The 24,411-nt window shown below is 67.8% G+C and carries 20 protein-coding genes; 14 read left to right on the top strand and 6 right to left on the bottom strand.

Translation table 11 applies throughout. The features are described from left to right. Positions 1–84 precede the first annotated feature (84 nt). Genes FHR84_RS21240 through FHR84_RS21230 form a run of 3 tightly spaced genes read left to right on the top strand, consistent with a single transcriptional unit; the run spans position 85 to position 2,349 of the window. Positions 85–918, top strand: coding sequence for a segregation and condensation protein A (locus FHR84_RS21240; protein WP_425489973.1), 834 nt, complete (start codon positions 85–87; stop codon positions 916–918). Next, positions 915–1,580: an SMC-Scp complex subunit ScpB gene (scpB, locus tag FHR84_RS21235; RefSeq protein ID WP_179537315.1), complete on the top strand. Its 666-nt coding sequence runs from the start codon at positions 915–917 to the stop codon at positions 1,578–1,580. Before FHR84_RS21240 ends, scpB begins: the two co-directional genes overlap by 4 nt. Beyond that, a complete protein-coding gene (locus tag FHR84_RS21230; RefSeq protein ID WP_179537314.1) occupies positions 1,564–2,349 on the top strand; it encodes a pseudouridine synthase in 786 nt (261 codons plus the stop codon). The genes scpB and FHR84_RS21230 overlap by 17 nt, the downstream gene beginning before the upstream one ends. A 39-nt stretch (positions 2,350–2,388) precedes the next feature. Here FHR84_RS21230 and FHR84_RS21225 read toward each other — a convergent pair whose 3' ends face one another. Together FHR84_RS21225 and FHR84_RS21220 are read right to left on the bottom strand one after the other, a co-directional pair. Further along, the gene (locus FHR84_RS21225; RefSeq protein WP_179537313.1) at positions 2,389–3,567 is read right to left on the bottom strand and encodes a cation:proton antiporter domain-containing protein; all 1,179 of its coding nucleotides are present in this window, start codon (positions 3,565–3,567) and stop codon (positions 2,389–2,391) included. A gap of 76 nt (positions 3,568–3,643) precedes the next feature. Further along, entirely contained in the window at positions 3,644–4,126 is a 483-nt protein-coding gene (locus FHR84_RS21220; protein WP_179537312.1) for a cation:proton antiporter regulatory subunit, read from the bottom strand. Positions 4,127–4,328: 202 nt separating this feature from the next. Between FHR84_RS21220 and cmk the strand changes: the two genes are divergently transcribed. The 4 genes from cmk to FHR84_RS21200 all read left to right on the top strand — a co-directional run bounded on the left by cmk (position 4,329) and on the right by FHR84_RS21200 (position 8,125). Then, positions 4,329–5,054, top strand: a complete 726-nt coding sequence (gene cmk / locus FHR84_RS21215) for a (d)CMP kinase (RefSeq protein WP_179537311.1) — start codon at positions 4,329–4,331, stop codon at positions 5,052–5,054. A gap of 71 nt (positions 5,055–5,125) precedes the next feature. Then, the gene (locus FHR84_RS21210; protein WP_246300890.1) at positions 5,126–5,743 is read left to right on the top strand and encodes a lysophospholipid acyltransferase family protein; all 618 of its coding nucleotides are present in this window, start codon (positions 5,126–5,128) and stop codon (positions 5,741–5,743) included. A gap of 13 nt (positions 5,744–5,756) precedes the next feature. Further along, positions 5,757–7,205, top strand: coding sequence for a ribosome biogenesis GTPase Der (der, locus tag FHR84_RS21205; protein ID WP_179537309.1), 1,449 nt, complete (start codon positions 5,757–5,759; stop codon positions 7,203–7,205). Positions 7,206–7,291: 86 nt separating this feature from the next. Further along, positions 7,292–8,125, top strand: a complete 834-nt coding sequence (locus FHR84_RS21200; RefSeq protein WP_179537308.1) for an aldo/keto reductase — start codon at positions 7,292–7,294, stop codon at positions 8,123–8,125. A 233-nt stretch (positions 8,126–8,358) separates the two neighbouring features. Here FHR84_RS21200 and FHR84_RS21195 read toward each other — a convergent pair whose 3' ends face one another. The 4 genes from FHR84_RS21195 to cutA all read right to left on the bottom strand — a co-directional run bounded on the left by FHR84_RS21195 (position 8,359) and on the right by cutA (position 13,098). Continuing rightward, on the bottom strand, positions 8,359–10,470 hold the full coding sequence (locus tag FHR84_RS21195) for a S9 family peptidase (RefSeq protein ID WP_179537307.1): 2,112 nt from the start codon (positions 10,468–10,470) through the stop codon (positions 8,359–8,361). Between the two features lie 197 nt (positions 10,471–10,667). Next, on the bottom strand, positions 10,668–12,002 hold the full coding sequence (locus FHR84_RS21190; protein WP_179537306.1) for a nucleoside transporter C-terminal domain-containing protein: 1,335 nt from the start codon (positions 12,000–12,002) through the stop codon (positions 10,668–10,670). 277 nt (positions 12,003–12,279) lie between these two features. Beyond that, positions 12,280–12,597, bottom strand: coding sequence for a hypothetical protein (locus FHR84_RS21185; RefSeq protein WP_179537305.1), 318 nt, complete (start codon positions 12,595–12,597; stop codon positions 12,280–12,282). A 183-nt stretch (positions 12,598–12,780) separates the two neighbouring features. Further along, positions 12,781–13,098: a divalent-cation tolerance protein CutA gene (gene cutA / locus FHR84_RS21180; protein ID WP_179537304.1), complete on the bottom strand. Its 318-nt coding sequence runs from the start codon at positions 13,096–13,098 to the stop codon at positions 12,781–12,783. A gap of 159 nt (positions 13,099–13,257) precedes the next feature. Here cutA and FHR84_RS21175 point away from each other — a divergent pair, with 159 nt between their 5' ends. From FHR84_RS21175 to FHR84_RS21145, 7 genes are all read left to right on the top strand, one after another. After that, positions 13,258–13,473: a DUF2795 domain-containing protein gene (locus FHR84_RS21175; RefSeq protein ID WP_179537303.1), complete on the top strand. Its 216-nt coding sequence runs from the start codon at positions 13,258–13,260 to the stop codon at positions 13,471–13,473. 65 nt (positions 13,474–13,538) lie between these two features. Next, a complete protein-coding gene (locus FHR84_RS21170; RefSeq protein WP_179537302.1) occupies positions 13,539–13,826 on the top strand; it encodes a 4a-hydroxytetrahydrobiopterin dehydratase in 288 nt (95 codons plus the stop codon). A 1,065-nt stretch (positions 13,827–14,891) separates the two neighbouring features. Beyond that, positions 14,892–19,463 carry a glutamate synthase large subunit gene (gene gltB, locus FHR84_RS21165; protein ID WP_179537301.1) on the top strand — a complete coding sequence of 1,524 codons (4,572 nt, stop codon included), beginning with the start codon at positions 14,892–14,894 and terminating at the stop codon, positions 19,461–19,463. Continuing rightward, positions 19,456–20,907, top strand: coding sequence for a glutamate synthase subunit beta (locus tag FHR84_RS21160; RefSeq protein ID WP_179537300.1), 1,452 nt, complete (start codon positions 19,456–19,458; stop codon positions 20,905–20,907). The genes gltB and FHR84_RS21160 overlap by 8 nt, the downstream gene beginning before the upstream one ends. A gap of 603 nt (positions 20,908–21,510) precedes the next feature. Next, complete coding sequence (locus FHR84_RS21155; protein WP_179537299.1) at positions 21,511–22,650, top strand: S1 family peptidase; 1,140 nt, start codon at positions 21,511–21,513, stop codon at positions 22,648–22,650. A 170-nt stretch (positions 22,651–22,820) separates the two neighbouring features. Further along, entirely contained in the window at positions 22,821–23,276 is a 456-nt protein-coding gene (locus FHR84_RS21150) for an RrF2 family transcriptional regulator (protein WP_017974635.1), read from the top strand. A 138-nt stretch (positions 23,277–23,414) separates the two neighbouring features. Continuing rightward, positions 23,415–24,335 carry a sulfite exporter TauE/SafE family protein gene (locus tag FHR84_RS21145; protein ID WP_343075368.1) on the top strand — a complete coding sequence of 307 codons (921 nt, stop codon included), beginning with the start codon at positions 23,415–23,417 and terminating at the stop codon, positions 24,333–24,335. Positions 24,336–24,411 lie beyond the last annotated feature (76 nt).

Genomic DNA, 24,411 nt, shown 5'->3' with positions numbered 1-24,411 from the left:
CCGACCGGAACGGAAGAGCTCCACAGCTGGTAATGAGGAGATGTGAGCGAGGCACGAACCGCTGAGGGCGAGACGTCGCAGGAGATTCCCGAACTCGCGGACGCGCAGGAGTCCTCCGGCGGGCGTTTCACGGTGCGGCTCGAGAACTTCGAGGGCCCTTTCGACCTGCTGCTGCAGCTCATCTCGCAGCACCAGCTCGATGTCACCGAGGTGGCGCTGCACCGCGTGACCGATGATTTCATCGCCTACACCAAGGAACTGGGGCAGCGTTCCGACCTCGACGAGACGAGCGAGTTCCTCGTGGTCGCGGCCACCCTGCTCGATCTCAAAGCGGCTCGGCTGGTTCCGGCAGCCGAGGTCGAGGACGAGGAGGACCTGGCTTTGCTGGAGGCGCGGGATCTCCTGTTCGCGCGCCTGCTGCAGTACCGGGCCTACAAGCGGGTGGCCGAGTTGTTCAGACAACTGGAGGCAGGTGCGCTGCGCAGGTATCCTCGGGCGGTTTCGCTGGAGCAGCGTTACCTCGACCTGATGCCGGAAGTGGTGCTCGGTGTCGACGCGGACGGGCTCGCCGAGGTGGCGGCGGCGGTGTTCCGCCCCGCCCCTCCTCCGGAGGTTTCGCTCGAGCACCTGCACCAGCACCAGGTGTCGGTGCGCGAACACGCTGCCGTGCTGCGTGTGATGCTCGCCGAACGGGGGAGCGCGCGTTTCGCGGAAGTGGTTCGGGACTGCACGGCCACCATCGAGGTGATCGCGCGGTTTCTGGCCCTGCTCGAGTTGTTCCGGGAAACCGTTGTGATGTTCGAACAGTCCGCTCCGCTGGACGAGCTGCTGGTGCGCTGGGTGGGGGGCAGCGCGGAGGACGCCCGCTCGGTCGCGGCGCAGGAGCGGGACAGTGCAGAGGAAGAGGATTACGGGTGAGCGAACGGGAGCGAATCGGTGCCTCCGGCGTTGCGGAGGAGGACGCGTCCCACAGCGGCACGGAAGGCGATTCCGCGAATGCCTCCGGGAAGGGCGGTGAGTGGCCCGACCTGACCTCCGAGGACGCCCTCAGAGCGGCTTTGGAGGCGTTGCTGCTGGTCGTGGACGTCCCGGCCGGGGAAGAGCTGCTGGCGGAGGCCGTGGACCAGCCCGTGGAACGGGTGCGGGAGGCGCTGCGCGGGCTCGCCGAGGGGTACACGGCCGCGGGCAGCGGCATCGAACTGCGCAAAGTCGGTGAGGGGTGGAGGTTCTACACTCGTGACGTCTACGCGCCCGTGGTGGAGCGTTATCTGCTCGACGGGCAACGTGCGAAGCTCACGAAGGCCGCCCTGGAAACCCTCGCCGTGATCGCCTACCGGCAACCGGTGACTCGCTCGAAGGTGGCTGCCGTGCGCGGTGTTAACGTGGACGGGGTAATACGTACTCTGTTGGCGCGTGGACTCATCCACGAGGCCGGTACGGATCCCGAATCAGGCGGTACCGCTTACTGTACGACCGAGTTGTTCCTCGAACGGCTCGGTTTGTCCTCGTTGCGGGATCTGCCGCCGTTGGCCCCGTTGTTGCCCGAAGTGGATGCGATCGATGATGTCTCAGAAACGTGATTCGGCAGGTTCGAACACCCGTGCCCGAGAAGGGGAGGAGAGCGGTGTTCGGCTGCAGAAGGTGCTGTCGCAGGCCGGGGTCGCTTCCCGGCGGGCGGCCGAGGAAATGATCAACGAGGGGCGCGTGGAGGTCGACGGTGCTCCCGTGACCACCCTCGGAACCAGGGTGGACCCCTCCAGCTCGGTGATTCACGTGGACGGCACGAGGATCGTGGTCGACCAGGAGGCCACGCACCTGCTGCTGAACAAGCCCGCCGGAATCCTGTCCACGATGTCCGACGAGCAGGACCGCCCCTGCATAGGTGACTACCTGCCCAAACGGAGCGGGAAGCTGTTCCACATCGGCCGTCTGGACTTCAACACCGAGGGGTTGCTGCTGATCAGCAACGACGGGGAGCTGGCCAATCGGCTCATGCACCCCTCCTACCGGGTGCCCAAGACCTACCTGGCCGAGCTGCAGGGACCGATTCCCAAGGACCTGGGGCGCACGGTCAAGGACGGCATCCAGCTCGAGGACGGGCTGGCCCGGGTCGACTCCTTCAAGATGATCGACCGCAACGACAGCGGAACACGCACCATGGTTCAGGTCGTGCTGCACGAAGGGCGCAAGCGCATCGTGCGCCGCTTGTTCCGGGAAGCGGGTTACCCGGTGCAGCGGCTGGTCCGCACGGGTATCGGTTCGGTGCGGCTGACCAACGAGCGTCCGGGGGCGATTCGCCCGTTGGACAACAAGGAACTCGGATCGCTCTACCGCGCGGTGGGCATGTGACTCCGGGCGCGTTCGCGCGTCCGTTCCGCCCGGCGGGGATCACGTCCGGGCGCTCGCGCGCGAGTTGACCGCCCACTGCGCCACGGGCTCCACGACCCGGGCGGCAACGGGGCCGATGATCGCCATCAGCAGCACGTACGTGGTGGACAGCGCGGCGAGCTGCCCGGTGACCGCTCCGGAACCCACCGCGAGTCCGGCGATGACGATGGAGAACTCGCCCCGGGCTATGAGAGCCGCCCCGGCCCTGGCACGGCCCATCCGACGAATGCCCTGCTTGCGCGCGGCCAACCAGCCGGTGACGAATTTCGTCGTCGTGGTCAGCACGACCAGCAGCAGCGCGAAGGGCAGTACGGGTGGGATGGCCGAGGGGTCGGTGTTCAGCCCGAACACGACGAAGAACACCGCGGCGAAGAGGTCGCGCAGCGGAGTCAGCATTCTGGTGGCGTTGGTCGCCGTCGACCCCGAGATCGCGATGCCGAGCAGGAAGGCCCCCACCGCCGCCGAGACCTGCAGCTGGGCGGCGACCCCCGCCACGAGCAACGCCGCTCCCAGCAGGCGCAGCAGGAACACCTCGGGGTCCGGGCTGTCCACGAGTGCCGAGACGTAGCGCCCGTAGCGCAGCGCGAGAACCAGCACCAGACTGATCGCCAGGATGGACACGCCGACCGTTCCGAGGCCTCCGACGAGACCGACCCCGGCCAGCAGGGCGGTCAGTATCGGCAGGTAGACGGCCATGGCCAGGTCCTCGAACACGAGGATCGACAGCACCACCGGGGTTTCCCTGTTCCCGAGCCGGCCGAGGTCCCCGAGAACCTTGGCGATGATCCCGGAGGAGGAGATGTAGGTGACTCCGGCGAGCACGATGGCCGCTGTCGGCCCCCAGCCGAGCATGACAGCGACGAGGGCTCCCGGAGCCGCGTTGAGCGCCACGTCGATCAGACCGGCCGACCAGGAGCGTCTCAGTCCGGTGACCAGCTCGGCGGCCGAGTACTCCAGCCCGAGCAGCAGCAGGAGCAGCACGACACCGATCTCCGAGGCGAGTTCGGTGAACGGTTCGATCCCCGTCAACGGGATCAACCCACCCTGGCCGAAGGCCAACCCGCCGATCAGGTAGAGCGGAACGGGGGAAACACCGATTCGCCAGGCGAGCCGTCCGAGTATTCCCAGCCCGAAGAAGACCGCTCCCAGCTCGATCAGCGCGATCGCCGTGTGTTGCACCTGCTTCCTCTCGCCGACTGGCTTTCGCCGGCTTCGGCCGACCCCGAAACCGGTTCACGGGAGCTGTCGACTCCGGTCAGCCGTTCTCCAGGATCTCGTTGGCCGCGCGGAGCCCCTCGGCGGTGCCGACCATGACCACGAGGTCGTCTCCGGCGAACACGAAATCCGGGCGAGGGGAGGGGTGCACCGAGCCGTCCCGGATGACGGCGACGATCGAGACGGAGGTCCTGGTTCGCATCTCGGTTTCACCCAGAGCGCGCCCGTCGTAGGGGGAGCCGGGCACGAGCGGCAACTGCCAGGTCGTGACGCCGGTGACTTCGCGCTGCTGCTCGGTCAGCTTGCCCACCAGCTGTGGCGCTCCGAGAAGGTTCGCGAGAGTGCTGGTCTCCTCCCCGTTCAGGTCGGTCGCGGCACAGATCTTGTCCGGATCACGCGGGTCCGACACGATCAGTTCCATCCGGCCGTCCCGATACGTGATCACCCCGATTCTGCGTCCCGAACCGGTGGTGAACTCCTGTTGCGTGCCCAGCCCCGGCAGCGGGGTCACGGTGACATCCACGACACCGATCTTAGAACCTCTCCGGTCGGTCGGGTAACCCCGCCGTGCGGGGGCCTGGATCGTGTTCGGGCCCGGCGCCGCCGGAGGGGCGGGTTCGTGGGACGCGATTGAGTCCTCCCGTTCGCGGACAGGCAGAATGAAGGATCGGTCGGTTAGTCCGACCGAGCGATGCGATCCGGCGCGGTAGAGGAGGTCGTCCGAGGTGTCCCAGCCCGAACTCAACGGAATCGTGGCGGTTGACGGGCCGTCGGGGACGGGGAAGTCCACGACCGCTCGCAGGCTCGCCGGCTCTCTGAGGGCTGCTTATCTGGACACCGGGGCGATGTATCGTGCCGCGACCTCGGCCGTGCTGCGCGCCGGAGTCTCCCTCGAGGATCCGGTGGAAGTGGCCCGCGTCGTGCGGGAGTCCCGTGTGGTGATGCGCATGGACCCGGAACTTCCCGGGGTGTCGCTCGACGGCGGCGACATCGGCGAGGAGATCAGGGGGGAGGCGGTGACCGGGGCCGTGTCCGCGGTCTCGGCGGTTCCCGAGGTGCGCGAGATCCTGGTCGCCGAGCAGCGTAGGTTGATCACCACGGTGACCGGTTCCGGTGGCGGCGTCGTCGTCGAGGGACGCGACGTCGGAACGGTGGTGGTGCCGGAGGCCGCTCTGAAGGTGTACCTCACCGCCTCTTCGGACGCCAGGGCACAGCGCAGGTCGACGCAGGACGCGGCGGCGGGGCGCGCCTCCGATCCGCAGCGGGTGCACGCCGACGTGCGTCGCAGGGATTCGCTCGACTCGAACAGGCGGGTCGCGCCGTTGAGGATGGCCGAGGACGCCGTGCTGGTCGACACGACGGAGCTGAACGTCGAGCAGGTGCTGGGGCGGTTGCACGAGCTCGTCGAGGGGCGGGGCCTGCTGGTGGCGTCGGAGCGGACGGGCAAATGAGCTTCTCGGGGAATCGTTCGCGGCGTGGGCGGTCCGAACCGGGTATGCTGCCCGAGGGGAGTTCCGCCGGATTGCGCCGATTCGGCCGCGCGATGGGCGGGGCCGTGCTGCGGTCGGTCTATCGGATTCGTGTTCGGCACGCCGAACGGTTTCCGGCGAGTGGGCCCGTGGTGCTCGTCGCCAATCACAGCTCTCTCGTGGACGGACCCGTGCTGTTCGGAGTGCTGCCACGCGGTGCCGCGTTTTTGGTCAAGCACGAGCTGTTCCACGGCGTTCTCGGGTGGGCGCTGCGTAAACTGGGTCAGATACCGGTCCGGAGGGGAGCTCCCGACCGTGGTGCGCTCTCGGTCGCGACTCGGGTGCTGCGTTCCGGCGGTGTGCTCGGCGTGTTCCCCGAGGGGACCCGTGAGGGCGGGATGGCCGACGCGCGGCACGGAGCGGCGTGGTTGGCACGTTCCAGCGGGGCGCGGCTCGTTCCGGTGGCCTGCAGAGGAACGGCTCCGGTGCCTGGGCGGCGCCGTTTCCGCCCCGAGGTGGACGTCCTGGTCGGCGAGCCCGTCGACCCCCCGGAAGTTCGCGGCAGGGCCGGGCTGGCCGCGGCGACCGAACGAATACGCACCGAGCTGGCCGGGCTGCTCGTGGAACTGGACGGGCCCGGGGCCGGTTTCGACACCGAGACGACTACGTGAGAGGTAACGAGGCGTGAGCGATGAGCCGCTTGCCGACGCCAGTGACGGCGCCGGCCTCGACGGCACCTGGTCCGACGAAACGGACTGGGCCGATTACGACCATTTGGTCGAGGATTACGATGACGAGGCCTCGACGACGGCCGGGCAACCCGTGCTCGCCGTGGTGGGCAGGCCCAACGTCGGTAAATCGACCCTCGTGAACCGGTTGCTGGGACGTCGCCAGGCAGTGGTCAAGGACACTCCCGGCGTCACGAGGGACAGGGTGAGCTACGACGCCGTGTGGAACGGGCGCAGCTTCACGATCGTCGACACCGGAGGCTGGGATCCGGATGCCGAGGGTGTCTACGCGAGTGTGACCTCCCAGGCGGAAATGGCCATGTCCGCGGCCGACGCGATCCTTCTCGTGGTCGACGCGAACGTGGGCTCCAGCGCCACCGACGAGGCCGCGGCCAAGGTGCTGCGCCGTTCCAAGCGTCCGGTGCTGGTCGTTGCCAACAAGGTCGACGACCAGCGTTCGGAGGCCGAGGTCGCGGAACTGTGGTCGTTGGGACTGGGGCAACCGTATCCGGTCAGCGCGCTGCACGGGCGCGGATCGGGGGACCTGCTGGACGAGGTGCTGCGAGTGTTCCCCGAGACTCCGCGTGAGCAGTTCGGCGGGAGCGGCGGTCCGCGCCGGGTGGCCCTGGTCGGGAAGCCCAACGTCGGCAAGTCCAGCATGCTCAACAAGTTGGTCGGTGAGCAGCGCGCCGTCGTCGACGAGGCCTCGGGCACCACGGTGGACCCCGTCGATTCGCTGGTGGAGCTGGACGGCGAGGTGTGGCGTTTCGTGGACACCGCCGGACTGCGCAGGCGGGTCAGGACGGCGGACGGGACGGAGTACTACGCCTCCCTGCGCACCAAGGCGGCCATCGAGGCCGCGGAGGTGGTCATCGTGCTCATCGACGGGTCGAACCCGTTGACCGAGCAGGACCTGCGCATCATCAGCATGGTCATCGAGTCGGGCAGGGCCCTCGTGATCGCCTACAACAAGTGGGATCTCGTCGACGACGACCGCAGGAGGAGCCTGGAGAAGGAGATCGACCGCGATCTCGTTCAGGTCCGCTGGGCCGAGCGCGTCAACGTCTCGGCGGAGACCGGGCGGGCGGTCGGCAAGCTGGCTCCTTCGCTGCGGCGGGCCCTGGACTCGTGGGACCAGCGCATCTCCACGGGCAGGATCAACTCCTGGATCTCGGAGATCGTGGCCGCCCAGCCCCCTCCCGTTCGGGGAGGCAAGCAGTCCAAGATCATGTTCGCGACCCAGGCGCACACGCGCCCGCCCACCCTCGTCCTGTTCAGCTCGGGGTTCATCGAGGCGGGGTACCGCAGATTCCTGGAACGCAGGTTCCGCGAGGCCTTCGGATTCGGGGGGTCGCCGGTGCGCGTGGTGGTTCGGGTCAAGGAGAGCAGGAACGTGCGGAAGTAGCGGCGGTGTCTCCGACCACCGTGCTCGGATAGGATGTCCACGCCCCGGCACCGGCCGTTTCCGAGAGCGACGGAAGGTGCGTAGTTATGCGTTGTCTGCGACTGCCCGACGGTGAGGACCTGCCCGTGCTGGGGCAGGGAACCTGGGGCATGGGTGAACGCGCCTCCGAGCGCGACGCGGAGGTGAACGCGTTGCGGCACGGTCTCGACCTGGGAATCCGGTTGGTGGACACCGCCGAGATGTACGGTTCGGGTGGCGCCGAGCAGGTGGTCGGTGCGGCATTGTCCGGGCGCAGGGACGAGGCCTTCGTGGTTTCGAAGGTGTTCCCGCACAATGCCGATCGCGCAGGTGTGGTGGCCGCCTGTGAGCGCAGTCTGCGGCGGTTGGGCACGGACCGGCTGGATCTGTACCTGCTGCACTGGCGCGGATCCGTCCCGCTGGAAGAGACCATGGAAGCCTTCGAGGAGCTGCGCCGGAGTGGCAAGGTTCGTCATTTCGGGGTCAGCAACTTCGCTCCGGAGGACATGGACGAGCTGTTCGCCACTTCGGCGGGTCCAGGGGTGCAGACCGACCAGGTGCTGTACAACCTGACTCGGCGTGGGCCCGAGTTCGACCTGCTGCCGTGGTGCCGTCGTCGGGGACTTCCCGTCATGGCTTACTCCCCGATCGAACAGGGACGAGTGCTCGACGATCCGGTGCTGGGGCGACTGGCCGCACGACGTGGTGCGACTCCCGCACAGGTGGCCCTGGCATGGGTGCTGAGCCGGGACGGTGTGTGCGCGATTCCCAAGGCCGCCACGATCGAGCACGTCGAGCGGAACCGGTCGGCCCTGGACGTGGTGCTGTCGGAGGAGGAGCTGGCCGAGCTGAACGAACGTTTCCCCCCGCCGGAGGGGCCGAAACCACTGGAGATCCTCTGAGGGCTCGTGGCGGAGCCCTGCGTGGTTGGTCGGGTGCGCCTGCACGCGAGCCGGCGCCGCGACAGCCTCGCGGGGCACCTCGAGCAGCGGGCCCGGTCGGTTGTTCGGGGCCGGAGCAACGGGTCGGGAGGAGTCGTGACCGCCGCTCGGGGCCGGGAAGTCGTTCCCGCGACGGGCCGGCGGGAGTTTCCGCCGGCCCGCCGCGGCGCGCGGAGCGATCCGGCGAACCCCTGTCAGGCCGTTGTCGGGTTGTTCGGGGACAGCGTCCGGCGCAGGAAGTCCAGCTGCAGCAGCAGCAGGTTCTCCGTCTTGCTCTCCGAGGTCGGCATGTGGCTGACTCCGGGCAGCGGCAGCAGGGTGTGCGACTTCCCGGCCGCCGTGAGCGCCTCGGACATGCGCAGGGAGTGCGCGAACACCACGTTGTCGTCGACGGTTCCGTGTATCAGCAGCAGGTGCCCGTTCAGGTCCCCGGCGTCGGACAGCAGCGAATTCGCGGCGTAGGTCTCCGGGGACGTGTTCGGATCGCCTAGGTAGCGCTCGGTGTAGTGGGTGTCGTAGAGCCGCCAGTCGCAGACCGGGGCCCCGGCGATCGCCGTGTGGAACACGTCGGGACGGCGCAGCACGGCCAGGGCAGCCAGGTAGCCGCCGAAGGACCACCCGCGGATCGCCACCCGGTTCAGGTCCAGGTCGGTGCGCTCGGAGGCGCAGGCGTGCAGCGCGTCCACCTGGTCCTGCAGCGCGGGCCCCGCGACGTCCCCCGCGATCGCGCGGTCCCAGTCGGGGCCGCGCCCGCCCGTGCCGCGTCCGTCCGTGATCAGCACGGCGAACCCCTGATCGGCGAACCACTGCGAGGTCAGGTACCCGTGCCGACGGTGCAGCACGCGTTGTGCCTGCGGGCCCCCGTAGGGGTCCAGCAGCACCGGGAGCCGTCCGTGCCCGGGATCGTGGTCACGGGGAAGCAGCAGGGCGCTGGACAGTTCTCGGGCGCCGAGCCGGAGCAGCTCGACCCGGGGAACCAACGAACAGTCCTCGGCGTGGGAGGCGATCTCGGTCACCGGGGCGTCGTCGCGCAGCACGCGCACCCTGGTGCGGAGTTCTTCCAGACCGGCCGAGGACAGCACGGTGACGGGACCGCCGCGTGCGGCGCCGTGCACTCCGGGCGTTTCGGTGCGGCGCTCCACTCCCAGCTCGCCGACCCGGTAGACGTGCACCTGTGACGGGTCGGCTTCGGAGGCGGCGACCAGGATGTCCGTCTCGTCGATGTCCAGCACCGCACGAACCTGGAGTTCCGCCCCCGTGCGGTCCTCCCCGTCGACCAGCAGCCGATAGGCCCCTTCCACGGGCGAGATCCGGACCAGCGATCCGCCTGGGGTCCAGGCGGGCCAGCCGCTTTTGATCTCGACCCAGTTGTGGTCGGTTTCGCGGTGCAGCTCGTGGGTCCCCCCGGTCCCCGGGTCGAGGGCGAGCACCGGTTGGCTGCGCTGATCGCGACTCTGCACCGCCAGCAGCGGAGCGCCGTGTTCGGACCAGTGGACGGCGACCAGGTAGGGGTGGGCGTCCCGGTCCCAGCTCACCGAGGTGCGCCGGGTGACCCGCGTGCCGGTGAGCCCGAACAGCTCGAGCGCGACGTCGGCGTTGGCCTCACCCGCCGCCGGATACGGCATGGTGTTCGGCGATTGGGCCGGTTCGGCCGGGTCGGCGAGGTTCCAGCGGGCGACTTCCGACTCGTCCACCCTGGCGGCCAGGATCGCCGAACCGTCCGGAGCCCACCAGTAGCCGCGTCCCCTGTTCATCTCCTCGGCGGCTATGAACTCGGCCGTGCCCCAGCGCTCCCGTTCGTGCTCCGGCTCGGCGACGGGGCAGTCTCCGAGGCCGTCGGATCCGATCACGCGCAGCGCGCCGTTGGTCGTGTAGGCGATGCGGTCGCCGTTCGGGCTGAGCCTGGGATCGGCCGCCGGGCGCTGCGCGGGCAGTCTTGTCACCTGTCCGGTGTCCGCGTCGACGACGAACAGTGAACCGGACAGCGCGAACGCCGTGGTGGACACCGTGGCGTCCACCGTGTACTCCGTGATCCCCGAAGCCCGTTCGCGGGCTCTTTCGCGCCGGGCCAGTTCCTCGGGGGAGGCGGCGTCGACCTCGTCGAGCCGGGCCGGGTCGGCCACGAGGTGCTCGGTGCCGTCTTCCGTGGTCAGCATCCACAGCGCGTTGCTGCGGTCGGTACCGCTCGCCGACCGCAGGAACAGCACCCGCCGGCCGTCCGGTGAAACGGTGAAATTGCGCGGCGCCCCCAATGTGAACCCCTGGGTCCGGGCGCTGTGACGAGGAAACGTATCGGCTGCGGTCATGGCAGTAGCCTGCCAAACTCCGCCTAGCTCCACGCGGGTGGGAGCCGGGCGGTGGCCGGAGAAACGCCGTTTCCGTCCCGAGCCCGGTCCCGGAGCACGGTTGCGGTGCGCGGGGAGTCGGCGTCCGGCTTTTCGGCCCGGGGATACCCGGCCGGCCCGACCCCGGTCCGGAGGCCGGAGTCGGGCCGGTCATCGGGTCAGGCGATCACGATGCCCGCGATGGCGGCGCTCATCAGGTTCGCCAGGGTGCCCGCCAGCACGGCTCGTATGGCGTACTTGGCGATCAACGGCCTACGGCTGGGGACCAGTCCACCGAGTCCGCCGAGGAGGATGCCCAGCGAACTGAAGTTCGCGAATCCGGTGAGCGCGAAGGTGACGATGACAGTGGTCCGGTCGGACAGTTCGGAGGCGGCCGATCCGAAGTCGGCGAAGGCGACGAACTCGTTGAGCGCGAGCTTCTGCCCGAGGAAGCTTCCGGCTTCCACCGCTTCGTCGAGCGGAACGCCGATGGCGGCCATCACGGGTGAGAAGACGTAGCCGAGGATTCGCTGGAAGGTGAGGTCCTCCAGTCCGAACAGACCTCCCAGACCTCCGATGATCAGGTTGAGCAGCGCGATCAGGGAGATGAAGGCGAACAGCATCGCTCCCACGTTGAGCGCGAGCTTCAACCCGTCCGAGGCGCCGACCGCCGCGGCGTCGATCACGTTCCGCGGTTTGTCCGACTCCGCGGATTCCGTGCTGCTTTCGGATTCGGAGGCCCGCTCCTCCGCGGACGGTTCGGGCTCCTGCTCCTCCGAGGAGGAATCGGGCACCTGCGCGTCGGAATCGGTTGTCTTCGTGCTGGCCACCACCGCTTGGTCGCTGTCGGCCTCCTCCGTCTCGGGGACGATGATCTTGGCCATCAGCAGACCGGCAGGCGCCGCCATGAAGCTCGCCGCGATCAGGTACTCCAGATCGGCCCCGAGCAGCGAGTAACCGACCAGCACCGTCCCGGCTACGGTGGACAGTCCGCCGGCCATGACGGCGAAGAACTCGGAGTGCGTCATCCGGGGCAGGTAGGGGCGGACAACGAGCGGGGCTTCCGTCTGCCCCACGAATATGTTCGCCGTGGCGTTCATCGATTCGGCCTTGGTCGTGCCCAGCACCTTCTGCAGGCCGCCCCCGATGATGCGGACCACCCACTGCAGGATGTGCCAGTGGTAGAGCACGGCGGTCAACGAGGCGATGAACACGATGATCGGCAGTACCTGGAAGGCGAACAGGGTGGTGTTCTCGTCGAGATTCTCGAGCAGGGGGCCGACCATGAAGTCGATGCCCTCGTTGGCCGAGTCGATCACTTTGCCGACCCCGTCGGCCATCGTGCTCAGGACCGCTCTTCCCGCTTCCCAACGCAGCACCAGAAAAGCGAATATCACTTGCAGGGCCAGCGCCCCGAGAACCGTGCGGGGACGGATGGAGCGGGGGCTCGTGGAGAGGGCGACCGCGATCAGCAGCAGCACGAGCATGCCGCCGATACCCCATAGCACGTGCACGAAGACAGTCCTTTCCTACGGTTCGCCCGGTTCTTTGATCAGCGCGCTGTGCGAGCGGGAACCGTCGGCGTCGAAGTTGGTTTGATCACCGAATGTTGACACGCGTCTGATCAACTGGACAGTGCGGGACACGTTTCGTCGCTGTGAAGAAACGAATTCTTTCGCTGGACGGAAGCCGGCTGATAGTGCTGATCTTCGGCGGTGAGCGGCCGGTACTGTGCGTGTTCGCCGCGAGCGTTCGGATCCGCCGCCTGCGGAGCGGGAACGTCCGTTCGGCTCAGCCCCGTCGATCGACCACCGCGGCGAGTTCGCGGATGAACACGAACACGAGGGGGAAGGCGCCCAGGACCGCCCAGCGGCCGTCACCGAACCACAACCACAGCAGGAAGCCGGCCAGCAGGGCCAGCACCCCGATCCGCACGGACCAGTTCGCCCTGGCCCCCCGTAACCGGTTCAGCACCAGTCCCGCGACGGCGACGAGCACTCCTGTGACGAGCCAGTTCCAGTGCAGGGTGAACATGGCGAGGAGCAGTCCCGCGGCCGGTGCGGCCGTCGCCGTGTAGATGTCCGTGCGGGTGATGGTCGGCTGTTTCATCCGGATGGATCCTTGCCTGGTCGTCGCTGGGGCGGCACGCGCTGTTCGAACGGTGCTCGCCCTCCGCCGCGCGCTGACCGGCGAGTGGAATCGGAGCGATTCCACTTCACCGCTTTCGGGTGCGCAGGCCGGCGCCTCGGTCCGTGTCGATGATCGCGGAGTGCGCTTTTCGGGGTGGTGGTGTTACGAACCGGTTTCCTCGTCGATCCAGGAGAGATAATCGGCAGCGCCCGTGACGATCGGGGTGGCGATCACCTCCGGTACGTCGTAGTTGTGCCGCTGCCTGAGGTGCTCGATCAGGTCTTCGACGCGGTCGCGGGAAGTCTTGACCTGTAGCTGCCACTCCTGCTCGTCCTGCACGCCCCCTTCCCAGCGGAAGAAGCTGCGAATCGGTACCACCTGGACGCACGCGCCGAAGCGGCCCGCCACGACACCGCGCGCCAGTTCGGCGGCGGTCTCCTCCGAATCGGTCGTCGTGATGACCTGTGCGTATTCCGCCATGATCTCAGGCTAGCCGCAAAACGAGTGAAAAGATCCGGCAGGCACGTTTACCCGCGTTCACCGGACGGTATCCCCTTGGCGGAGAGCGCGCGCGCCGTTGATCGCCCCGGGGTGATCAACGGCGCGGCTCCGGACGTACCTTGCCTCGAGGAGGGTGCCATGACGGATGCTGACGAACGCCGTGTGAACAAGGCGTTGCAGGGCTTGGAGTTCCCGGCCGACAAGGAGCGGTTGCTTCGCTACGCCGAGGAGCGCCAGGCCGATTCGCGGACTCTGCGCGCGCTGCGGACGCTGCCCGAAGGCACGTACCGGGACAGTGCGGAGGTCGAGAGCGCCGTTCCGCAACGTCCCGAGCAGGAGTCGTCCTCCGGATGAATCCGTGGTGCTCCCTCCGGAAAAGCATCTCCGCCGACGTAGGACGAGAGTGAGGAGGTCCCGTAGTGCCCGAGTTGTTGCAGCAGGACACGATCGAGAAGCGGCTCGCTTCCGGCTGGGAGTACCGTGACGGCGCGGTGCACAAGACCTGGCAGCTCAAGGGTTTCCTCTCCGCGATGAGCCTGGCCAACGCCGTCGCTCATCTGGCGAACGAGGCCAACCACCACCCCGACCTGTCCGTGCACGACTACAACCGGCTCACGGTGCGTATCACCACGCATTCCGCGGGCGGTGTAACGGAGAACGACCTGGCCCTGGCCGAGCGCATCGAAGGGCTTCATCGCGAGGGCTGAGCGGTCCTTCCGCGTGGCGCACCGGTCCCCGTCGGGATCCGAGGTCGTGAACCCCGGTCGTGAGCTCGGTTCGCCGTGAGTGCCGTGCTCGTGGGGCGGGGGTTCGCGGGAACCGGCCGCCCGGCCTCGTCGGCGGCCGTCCCGCAGGGGTCCCGTGCGTTCAGCGGGGAACGTCCGTGCCGCCGATTCCGCCGACCGTGCGGGATCGGCGGCACGAAGTCTTGTGGTCCTCCCTCCGGGGAGGGTGCCGAGCTCACGGGAAGGCCTCCCGGGAAGGCGGAGTCGTCCCGTGGGAAGTTCCGCCCGATCCCCGCGCGCCGGGGCGGTGGGAAGCGTGGTTCGTGCTCCGGTGCGCACCGTCGTCCGGGGAAACACGATTCGGCCACCGCCGATCGCTCGTTCGTGTGCGTTTTCGTCCACCGAACGACGCGGAATGTTTCTTCGGGGGAACTTTTCTCGTCCGTTGCTTTGCGGGGAGTCGATTTTCGGGGTCGGTTTTCCACGGGGAGGAACTTTTTCGCCGAACGTTCGGTCCGGGGCTGAAACATCGGCCGGGGACGCACGGCGTTCGCGTGCCCCGGCAGGTCCTGCGGTGGGGCTGTGCGGCTGCCAACCGTGTGACCAGCTGTGTCCGTAGTGTTCGTGTTTTCAGTGCTCAAAAAAATCATTGCCGTGTGGACGTGGTTGGTTATCATCGAGCGCGGGGACGAGTGAGTGATCCTCACGTGGTCCCGCGAGGCGGAACAGCCGCGGACTCGGCGGTGCTCCGGCGGAGTGCCGTGGTCGTGGCGTCCGGCGCCGGAGGTGGCGACCCCCGCTCGGCGTCGTTGGCGTGTGCGCGCGATCGCGGAACGTGATCAAAGTGTCCCGGGATGTGGGACGCGGGCGTGTGGGTGTAACACGTGTTACTTACGCGTAGTCGCACGACCCGGAAATCTGTATAGTTCCGCAAACTGAACAAGAATGCAACGGCGCATCCTTCTTGTCAGCTCCGGAGAGGTTTTCACGGTCTCGCCTGTCGTATTCGTGCGGCTGAGATCGTTGCCTGACGACGGGAGGATCCGAATGCCGGTTTCCCAGAATGCGAGAGGTCGGACGCAACGGGGCGCCGACGGCGCGGGGCTCTACGACCCCGCCAACGATCACGACGCGTGCGGTGTGGCGCTGGTCGCCGACATGACCGGACGCAAAGATCGCGCGATCGTGCGCAACGCGCTGGAAGCGCTGCGTAATCTGGAGCACCGGGGCGCGAAAGGCGCCGATCCGGACACCGGTGACGGGGTGGGAATCCTGACCCAGGTGCCGGACGCGTTCTTGCGCGAGGTTGTTCCGTTCGAACTGCCTCCCGCGGGGCACTACGCGGTGGGCAACGCTTTTCTCCCGGACGACGAGGCCGAGTTCGAGCGAGCCACGGCCGAGGTCGAGCGGCTCGCCGAGGAAGAGGGGCTGAACGTTCTCGGCTGGCGCACGTTGCCGGTCGAGCCGAATTGCGCCGGTTCGTTGGCGCGGAGCGTGATGCCGCGTTTCCGCCAGCTGTTCGTCACCGAGGGCTCCGGTGTGGACTCCGACGGGCGGGACGAGCGGATGCGGCTGGAGCGCCGTGCCTTCTGCCTGCGCAAGCGGGCCGAGCACGAGGCGGACGTCTACTTTCCGAGCCTGTCGGCGCGCACCCTCGTCTACAAGGGGATGTTGACCGAGGCGCAGCTCGACGCCTTCTTCATGGATCTGACCGACGAGCGCTTCACCAGCGCCATCGGGCTGGTCCACTCGCGGTTCTCCACGAACACCTTCCCCTCGTGGCCCCTGGCGCACCCGTACCGCTACATCGCGCACAACGGTGAGATCAACACCATGCGCGGGAACCGGAACTGGATGCGCACCCGCGAGAGCATGCTCGACACCGATCTGATCCCGGGGGACCTGTCCCGGCTCTACCCGATAGCCACACCGGAGGCCAGCGACTCGGCCTCGTTCGACGAGGTGCTCGAACTGCTGCACCTGGGAGGACGGTCGCTGCCGCACTCCGTGCTGATGATGATCCCCGAAGCGTGGGAGAACCACGCGGAGATGGATCAGCAGCGCCGGGCCTTCTACGAGTTCCACAACAATCTCATGGAGCCGTGGGACGGACCCGCCCTCGTGACCTTCACCGACGGGACGCAGATCGGCGCCGTGCTCGATCGCAACGGACTGCGCCCCGGACGGTACTGGATCACGCACGACAACATGGTCGTGCTCGCCAGTGAAACCGGTGTTCTGGACATCGAGCCGGAGCGCATCGCCCGCAAGGGCAGACTGCAGCCGGGCCGGATGTTCCTCGTCGACACGGAGCGGGGCCGCCTCGTCCCCGACGAGGAGGTGAAGAACGACCTCGCCACGCAGTACCCCTACCGGCAGTGGCTCGACGAGGGGCTGCTGCACCTCGACGAGCTGCCGCAGCGGTCCAGGGAGGTCCCGACGCACTCCTCGCTGGTGCAGCACCAGCAGTTGTTCGGTTACACCGCGGAAGAGGTGGACAGGCTTCTCAAGCCCATGGCCACCGGAGGCGCCGAGCCGGTCGGTTCGATGGGTAACGATGCCCCGCTCGCCCCGCTGTCCGAGCGCCCCAGGCAGCTGTTCGACTACTTCACCCAGCTGTTCGCCCAGGTGACCAACCCGGCGTTGGACGCCATCCGCGAAGAGATGGTCACCTCGCTGAGCACGCACGTCGGTCCCGAGCACAACCTGCTGGAAACCGACCCGGCCGCGTGTCGTCAGCTCGTGCTGCCCTTCCCCGTGCTGGACAACGACGAGCTCGCCAAGCTCGTTCACATCAACGACGACGGCGACCGCCCCGAACTGGCATCGGTGACCATCCACATGGTCTACCGCGCCTCGGGCGGAGGACAGGCGCTGCGGGAGCGGATCGAGGAGATATCCCGCGAGGTCTCCGAGGCCGTCGCCGACGGCGCGCGGATCATCGTGCTGTCCGACCGAGGGGCCGACTCCGAGTACGCGGCGATTCCCTCGCTGCTGCTGACCGGGGCGGTACACCACCACCTCGTCCGGGAGAAGACCAGGACCCAGGTCGGGCTCGTCGTCGAAGCGGGTGACGTGCGCGAGGTGCACCACGTCGCGCTGCTGATCGGCTACGGTGCCGCCGCCGTCAACCCGTACCTGGCGATGGCGAGCGTGGAGGAACTGGCCGAACGCGGCGAGCTCTCGGGCGTGGACGGCAAGCAGGCCACCAAGAACCTGATCAAGGCTCTCGGCAAGGGACTGCGCAAGACCATGTCGAAGATCGGCGTCTCCACGGTCGCCTCCTACACGGGGGCGCAGATCTTCGAGGCCATCGGTCTCGGCGAGGAGATCGTGAACCGGTGCTTCACCGGTACCACCTCCAGGCTCGGCGGACTCGACTTCGAGACGCTGGCCACCGAGATCGGCGAACGGCACCGCAAAACCTTCCCGGCGGACGGGCTCAAGGCCCACCACCGCGAACTCGACGTGGGCGGGGAGTACCAGTGGCGCCGTGAGGGCGACCCCCACCTGTTCAACCCGCACACGGTCTTCAAGCTGCAGCATTCCACGCGCAGCGGTCAGTACGACATCTTCAAGGAATACACCAACTACGTGGACGAGCAGTCCGAACGGCTGATGACCCTGCGCGGGCTGCTGCGTTTCAAGGAAGGTGCGCGCGAGCCGGTCGACATCGACGAGGTGGAGCCGGTTTCCGAGATCGTGAAGCGGTTCGCCACCGGCGGTATCTCCTACGGCTCGATCTCCAAGGAGATGCACGAGGTCCTCGCTGTGGCCATGAACAGGCTGGGCGCCAAGTCCAACACCGGTGAGGGCGGTGAGGACGCCGACAGGTTCACCGTGGATTCCAACGGGGACTGGCGTCGTTCCGCCATCAAACAGGCCGCCAGCGGACGTTTCGGCGTGACCAGCGAGTACCTGGTCAACGCGGACGACATTCAGATCAAGATCGCGCAGGGGGCCAAGCCGGGAGAGGGTGGACAGCTTCCCGGCCACAAGGTGTATCCGTGGATCGCCGAAACGCGGCACTCCACCCCGGGCGTGGGGCTGATCTCACCACCTCCGCACCACGACATCTACTCGATCGAGGACATAGCCCAGCTCATCTACGACCTGAAGAACGCCAATCCACGGGCGCGGGTGCACGTCAAGCTCGTTTCCGAGGTCGGCGTCGGTACGGTCGCCGCCGGTGTGAGCAAGGCACACGCGGACGTCGTGCTCATCTCGGGGCACGACGGCGGCACGGGTGCCTCGCCGCTGTCCTCGATCAAGCACGCGGGTGCTCCCTGGGAACTCGGACTGGCCGAGACGCAGCAGACGTTGCTGGCAAACGGGCTGCGCGACCGGATCGTCGTGCAGACCGACGGCCAGCTCAAGACCGGCCGGGACGTGGTACTCGCGGCCCTGCTCGGGGCCGAGGAGTTCGGTTTCGCCACCGCGCCGCTGGTGGTGTCCGGCTGCGTCATGATGCGGGTGTGCCATCTGGACACCTGCCCCGTCGGGGTGGCGACGCAGAATCCCGACCTCCGGGCCAAGTTCGACGGGCGGGCCGACTACATCGTCAAGTTCTTCGAGTTCATCGCCCAGGAGGTCAGGGAGCACCTCGCCGCGCTCGGTTTCCGTTCCATCGAGGAAGCCATCGGGCACACGGAGGTGCTCGACACCGATCCGGCCTCCAAGCACTGGAAGACCGAGGGCATCGATCTCTCACCGATCCTGCACGTCCCCGAGGTCGCCGAGGGCGAGGCGAGGCACTGCACCGGCAAGCAGGAGCACGGGCTGGAGAAGGCGCTGGACAACACCCTGATCCAGCTCAGCGAGGGGGCGCTGTCGGACGGGTCCCCGCTGCGGCTGGAGATGCCGGTACGCAACGTGAACCGTTCGGTCGGCACCATGCTCGGTTCCGAGCTCACCCGGAAGTGGGGTGGAGCCGGACTGGCCGACGACACGATCGACCTCACCTTCACCGGTTCGGCGGGCCAGTCGTTCGGTGCCTTCGTACCGCGCGGCATCACGCTGAGGCTGGTCGGCGACTCCAACGACTACGTCGGCAAGGGGTTGTCCGGTGGCCGGATAGTGCTGCGTCCGCAGGAGGACGCGGGCTTCGCGGCCGAGCGGAACGTGATCGCGGGCAACGTGCTGCTCTACGGTTCCACCGGCGGCGAGATGTTCGTCCGCGGGATGGTCGGCGAGCGGTTCGCCGTGCGGAACTCGGGTGCCTTCGCGGTCGTCGAGGGAGTGGGCGACCACGGTTGTGAGTACATGACGGGTGGCCGTGTCGTGGTTCTGGGCGACACGGGACGCAACTTCGCGGCGGGCATGTCCGGTGGCCTCGCCTACGTTCTCGACCTGCGTCCCGAGCGGGTCAACCAGGAGATGGTGGATCTGGATCCGCTCGAAGAGGGGGACCGGCGGGAGCTGGCCGAACTGATCGACAAGCACCGTGCGGAGACGGGCTCCACCGTGGCGCGCGACCTGCTGGCTGACTGGGACTCCGCCGTGCGGCGTTTCGTCAGGGTCATGCCGAAGGACTTCAAGCGCGTGCTCAATGCCAAGGCCGATGCCGAACGCGACGGCCGCGACGTCAACGAGGCGATCATGGAGGCCGCACATGGCTGATCCGAAGGGCTTTCTGACCACGCCGCGCGAGACCCCGCGGCGCCGTCCGGTGGACATCCGACTCAAGGACTGGCGGGAGGTCTACGAGGAGTTCTCCCAGCAGAACCTGCAGCAGCAAGCCGGTCGCTGCATGGACTGCGGGATCCCGTTCTGCCACCAGGGCTGTCCGCTGGGCAATCTGATCCCGGAGTGGAACGACCTCGTCTGGCGTGAGGACTGGCGCGGTGCCATCGAGCGGTTGCACGCGACCAACAACTTCCCCGAGTTCACGGGGACGTTGTGCCCGGCTCCCTGCGAGGCCGCCTGCGTGCTCGGCATCAACTCGGATGCCGTGAGCATCAAGCAGGTCGAGATCGAGATCGTCGACCGGGCCTGGGAGGAGGGCTGGGTCCAGCCGCAGCCCCCCGAGGCGCGGACCGGGCACACCGTGGCCGTGGTCGGTTCGGGACCGGCGGGACTGGCCGCCGCTCAGCAGCTCACCCGGTCGGGGCATCGCGTGGTCGTCTACGAACGCGCCGACCGGATCGGCGGGCTGCTGCGCTACGGCATCCCCGAGTTCAAGATGGAGAAGTTCCGGCTGGAGCGCAGGCTCGATCAGATGCGTGCGGAGGGGACCGAGTTCCGGACCGGCGTGAACGTGGGTGTGGATCTCACGGTCGAGCAGTTGCGCGAGGAACACGACGCCGTGGTGCTGGCCGGTGGTTCCACCCGCTCCCGTGATCTTCCGACCACGGGCAGGGAGATCAACGGTGTGCACCAGGCGATGGAGTACCTACCGCCTGCGAACCGGGTGCAGGAGGGCGACCTGGAGCGTTCGCCCATCGATGCCGCGGGCAAGGACGTGGTCATCATCGGAGGTGGTGACACCGGTGCCGACTGCCTGGGCACGGCGCATCGGCAGGGCGCGGCCTCCGTTACGCAGCTGGAGATCATGCCCACTCCTCCTGGGGAGCGGCCGGACACTCAGCCGTGGCCGACCTACCCGATGCTCTACCGGGTCTCCTCGGCGCACGAGGAGGGCGGACAGCGGTTGTTCTCGGTGAACACGCAGGAGTTCCTCGGCGACGAGCAGGGTGATCTGCGCGCGCTGCGCCTGGTCGAGGTTCGCCGGGAGGACGGCGCGTTCGTTCCGGTGGAAGGCACGGAGCGGGAACTGCCTTGCCAGTTGGTTCTGCTGGCCATGGGGTTCGTCGGTCCGGAGCGGGCGGGACTGATCGACGAGCTGGGTGTGGAACTCGACCCCAGGGGCAACGTCGCGCGGAACGATTCGTTCATGACCAGCGTGGACGGTGTGTTCAGCGCGGGCGACATGGGACGCGGGCAGTCGTTGATCGTGTGGGCGATTTCGGAGGGGCGTTCCGCCGCCGCGGGCGTCGACCGCTATCTGACCGGACGCGATGTGCTTCCGGCGCCCATCGCTCCGACCGATCGGCCGCTTTCCTGACTCCCGAGTCGTAGGGCGTTCGAAAGTGGGGTCCCGGAATCGGGGCCCCACTTTTCTTGTCCCGGAGGCGGCCGATGTGGGGCGTCGTCGTTTTCGGGCTTCGCGGAAGCAACCTCGAACCGTCGTGCTGCGTCCTTCCTGTAGGGCGGGCGAACGGCGGGAAACCGGGCCTGCTTCTTCGCCGCGGGCGGTCCACCCTCGTCCGGACACGTTCTTCGTTGCCGTTTTTCGCGTTCTTCTCCGGCATCGGCGCGCTGGATGGTCAGCGGTGCCACCCAGTGTGTTCGTCGTGTTTTCGCCAGGAGGAACGACCGACGGGTATGTTGCGTGGACGTGAAACCCCAGGTTATTCCGGTGAGACGCCGCGAAAGAGCCAAGCTACTCTAGCCGGTTCCGGCGTGATGTCAACAACGCGAAGGAAATGATCTTAATTTTTTCGTGATTTATGCTCGTAATTTCCGTTGGGTTTTTACGCATCGTGATCTTTCGGGATTGCTCCTTTTGCGAGCGCTGCTGCAAACGCAGTATTGTCGCCCGTCCCTTTTCTCCGGAAACTTGCCGGTCACCGAAGACGATCCGTTTTCGTAGTTAGGGAGAACACGGATGCAACGGAAAATGGCCGGCCGTATGGCCGCGACCGCGCTGCTGGCGGCTGGAACCCTGACCGCCATGGCGGCTCCAGCCACGGCGAACACCGCGGCTGCTCCTGAGAACGAGGCCCCCGAGCGGGCGACTACGATGATGCAGGCCATGCAACGCGATCTGGGACTGACTCACGCTCAGGCCGAACAGCGGATCGCCGACGAGGCCGAGGCGCGGGACATCGCCGACCGTGTCAAGGGGATGCTGGGCAACGGTTTCGGCGGGTTCCACTACAAGGCCGAGAGCGGAGATCTCGTCGTCGGCGTCACCGATCGGGCCCAGTTCGACGAGGTGAGGTCCACCGGGGCGGTCCCGCGACTGGTGGACGACAGCCGTGCCGACCTCGAGAGCGCCAGTTCCACGTTGGACGCGCACGCACAGCAGGCCCCGGAGTCGGTGACCGGGTGGTACGTGGATTCCGCCAGCAACTCGGTGGTCATGACCACCGGGTTCGGAACGGCCGACGAAGCCGAGCGGTTCGTCGAGTCCTCCGGCGCATCGACCGACGCGGTGCGCGTGGTCGAGTCCGGTGAACAACCGCGCACCTACGCGGACGTGATCGGCGGGCAGCGCTACACCATCAACGGATCGACGATCTGCTCCACCGGGTTCTCCGTTTCCGGCGGCTTCGTCACCGCGGGGCACTGCGGAAGCCCCGGGGACAGCACGAACAGCCCGAGCGGCTCGTTCGCGGGGTCGTCGTTCCCCGGTGACGACTACGCCTACGTGGAGACCGGCTCCGACGACACCCCCCGGCCGCTGGTGGACACGCACGACGGATCCACCCGCACGGTTCAGGGGTCCCAGTCGGCCCCCGTCGGCTCCTCCGTGTGCCGCTCCGGTCAGACCACGGGTTGGCACTGCGGCACCGTGGAGGCCAAGAACCAGACCGTGAGCTATCCGAGTGGGACCGTTTCGGGACTGACCCGCACGGACGTGTGCGCCGAGCCCGGTGACTCCGGCGGATCGTTCATCTCCGGCAACCAGGCCCAGGGGATGACCTCCGGCGGTTCGGGTGACTGCACCTACGGTGGGACGACGTACTTCCAGCCCGTCAACGAGGCGCTGAGCGCCTACGGACTGAGTCTGGTCACCGGCTGACCTCATCCGGAGGAGCACCTCTGGGGTGTGAGTCCGTGAGCCATCGGGGCCGTCCGTCGAATCAGACGGACGGCCCCGATGCTGTCGTGTCCCTGTTGTCGTGCCCCCGGTGAGCGTGTCGATCACGGGCTGGCGGCACTGTCGCTCTTTCGGTGATGAACAATCGAGTCATGCGGATTTCGGCCAAGGTGGATTACGCGCTGCGCGCGTTGGTGCAGATAGCCCGCGCGGAGACCGGGCCGGTCAGCGCCGAGGACGTGGCTCACGCCCAGCAGATTCCGCGCAACTTTCTGCAGGCGGTGCTCAGTGATCTTCGGCGGGCCGGGTTCGTGGCGAGCCGACGAGGGCAGTCCGGCGGATGGGTGCTGGACCGGGATGCGGCCACCATCTCGATAGCCGACGTGATTCGGGCGACCGACGGACCGCTGGTGAGCATACACGGCATCCGGGCGGAGGATGTGCAGTACGATCCCTCGGTAGCCGTCCTGCAGTGGGTCTGGATCGCTGTGCGCAGCAGTCTGCGCGAGGTGCTCGAGAATGTCACCATAGCCCAGCTCGTCTCCGGTGAGCTCCCGGCTGACGTGGCGGCGCGAACCAGCGAGAGCGGGGTCTGGGAGTCGCGCTGAGCGTGTCCGAGCGTGCCGATCGTCCCGAGTCATGGGAGTGGCTTGACCGGTCCACCGGAAAGTGTACCGTTTTTATCAACTTAGTTGTAAATGCTGCCCGTGGTTACCGGGACGGGCGGAAACGGTCTGGAGGCGTTGGTGCCCACTCTGTTACTCGTGGCGGTGGCCGGGTTTCTCGCCCAGCTGGTCGACGGTTCGCTGGGCATGGGGTTCGGTGTAACGGCCACAACCGGGCTGCTGGCTGTGGGAACCGTGCCCGTGATGGCCTCGGCCTCGGTTCACCTGGCCAAGATCGGCACCGGGATCGCTTCGGGAGCCGCGCACTGGGGAATGCGGAACGTGGACTGGCGGATGGTCGGTTGGCTGGCCGTCCCCGGAGGGCTCGGGGGGTTCCTGGGGGCCTCGACGCTCTCGTCCGTGGCGGCCGGATCGGCCCGCCCCTGGATGGCGGTGCTGCTGGTGGTGCTGGGCAGCTATGTCGTGCTGCGCTTCTCCGCCTGGTCGAAGCCCGTTCGCGGATCGGGGTTCACCCCGTCCGGGAGGCGCTGGTTGGTTCCCCTGGGGGGCGTGGGCGGTTTCGTGGACGCCGTGGGTGGTGGCGGTTGGGGGCCGGTCACCACCTCCACTCTGCTGAGCACGGGACGGATTCAGCCCCGGCGCACCGTGGGAACGGTCAGTGCCAGCGAGCTGATCGTCTCGCTCGGGGCGACCTCGGGATTCCTGGTGCACAACGGGGGAGGGGCCTGGAAGTGGTCCGTGATCCTCGGTTTGCTCATCGGTGGAGTGGTGGCCGCTCCGCTGGCCGCGTGGTTGGTGCGCTTGTTGCCGGTGCGCGTGCTGGGGGTCGGTGCGGGCGGACTGATCGTTTTCACGAACGTGCGGCTGCTGTTGGACTCGCTCGGCGTCCCCGCGCTCGCGGTCGGATTCGTCAGTGCTGTTCTCGGCCTGGCCTGGCTCGTGGGGCTGGTCTGGGCGGTGCGCGCCGAGCTGCACCAGCGCAGGATCGCCCGGTCGGAAGTGGCCGCCGCCGATCCCCGGAGCCTCTACGAAAGGGCCTGACCCGTCGAGGGCGATCCGTTCGTGGGCCCCTGTGAAGCACGTGCGCCGTGCGGCACAGGGGCCCACGTTTCGTCCG

It is taken from the genome of Actinopolyspora biskrensis, from assembly GCF_013408175.1.
Classification (GTDB): domain Bacteria; phylum Actinomycetota; class Actinomycetes; order Mycobacteriales; family Pseudonocardiaceae; genus Actinopolyspora; species Actinopolyspora biskrensis.
The sequence above is the reverse complement of the archived record's forward strand: the minus strand, read 5'-3'. Positions and strand labels throughout refer to the sequence as shown.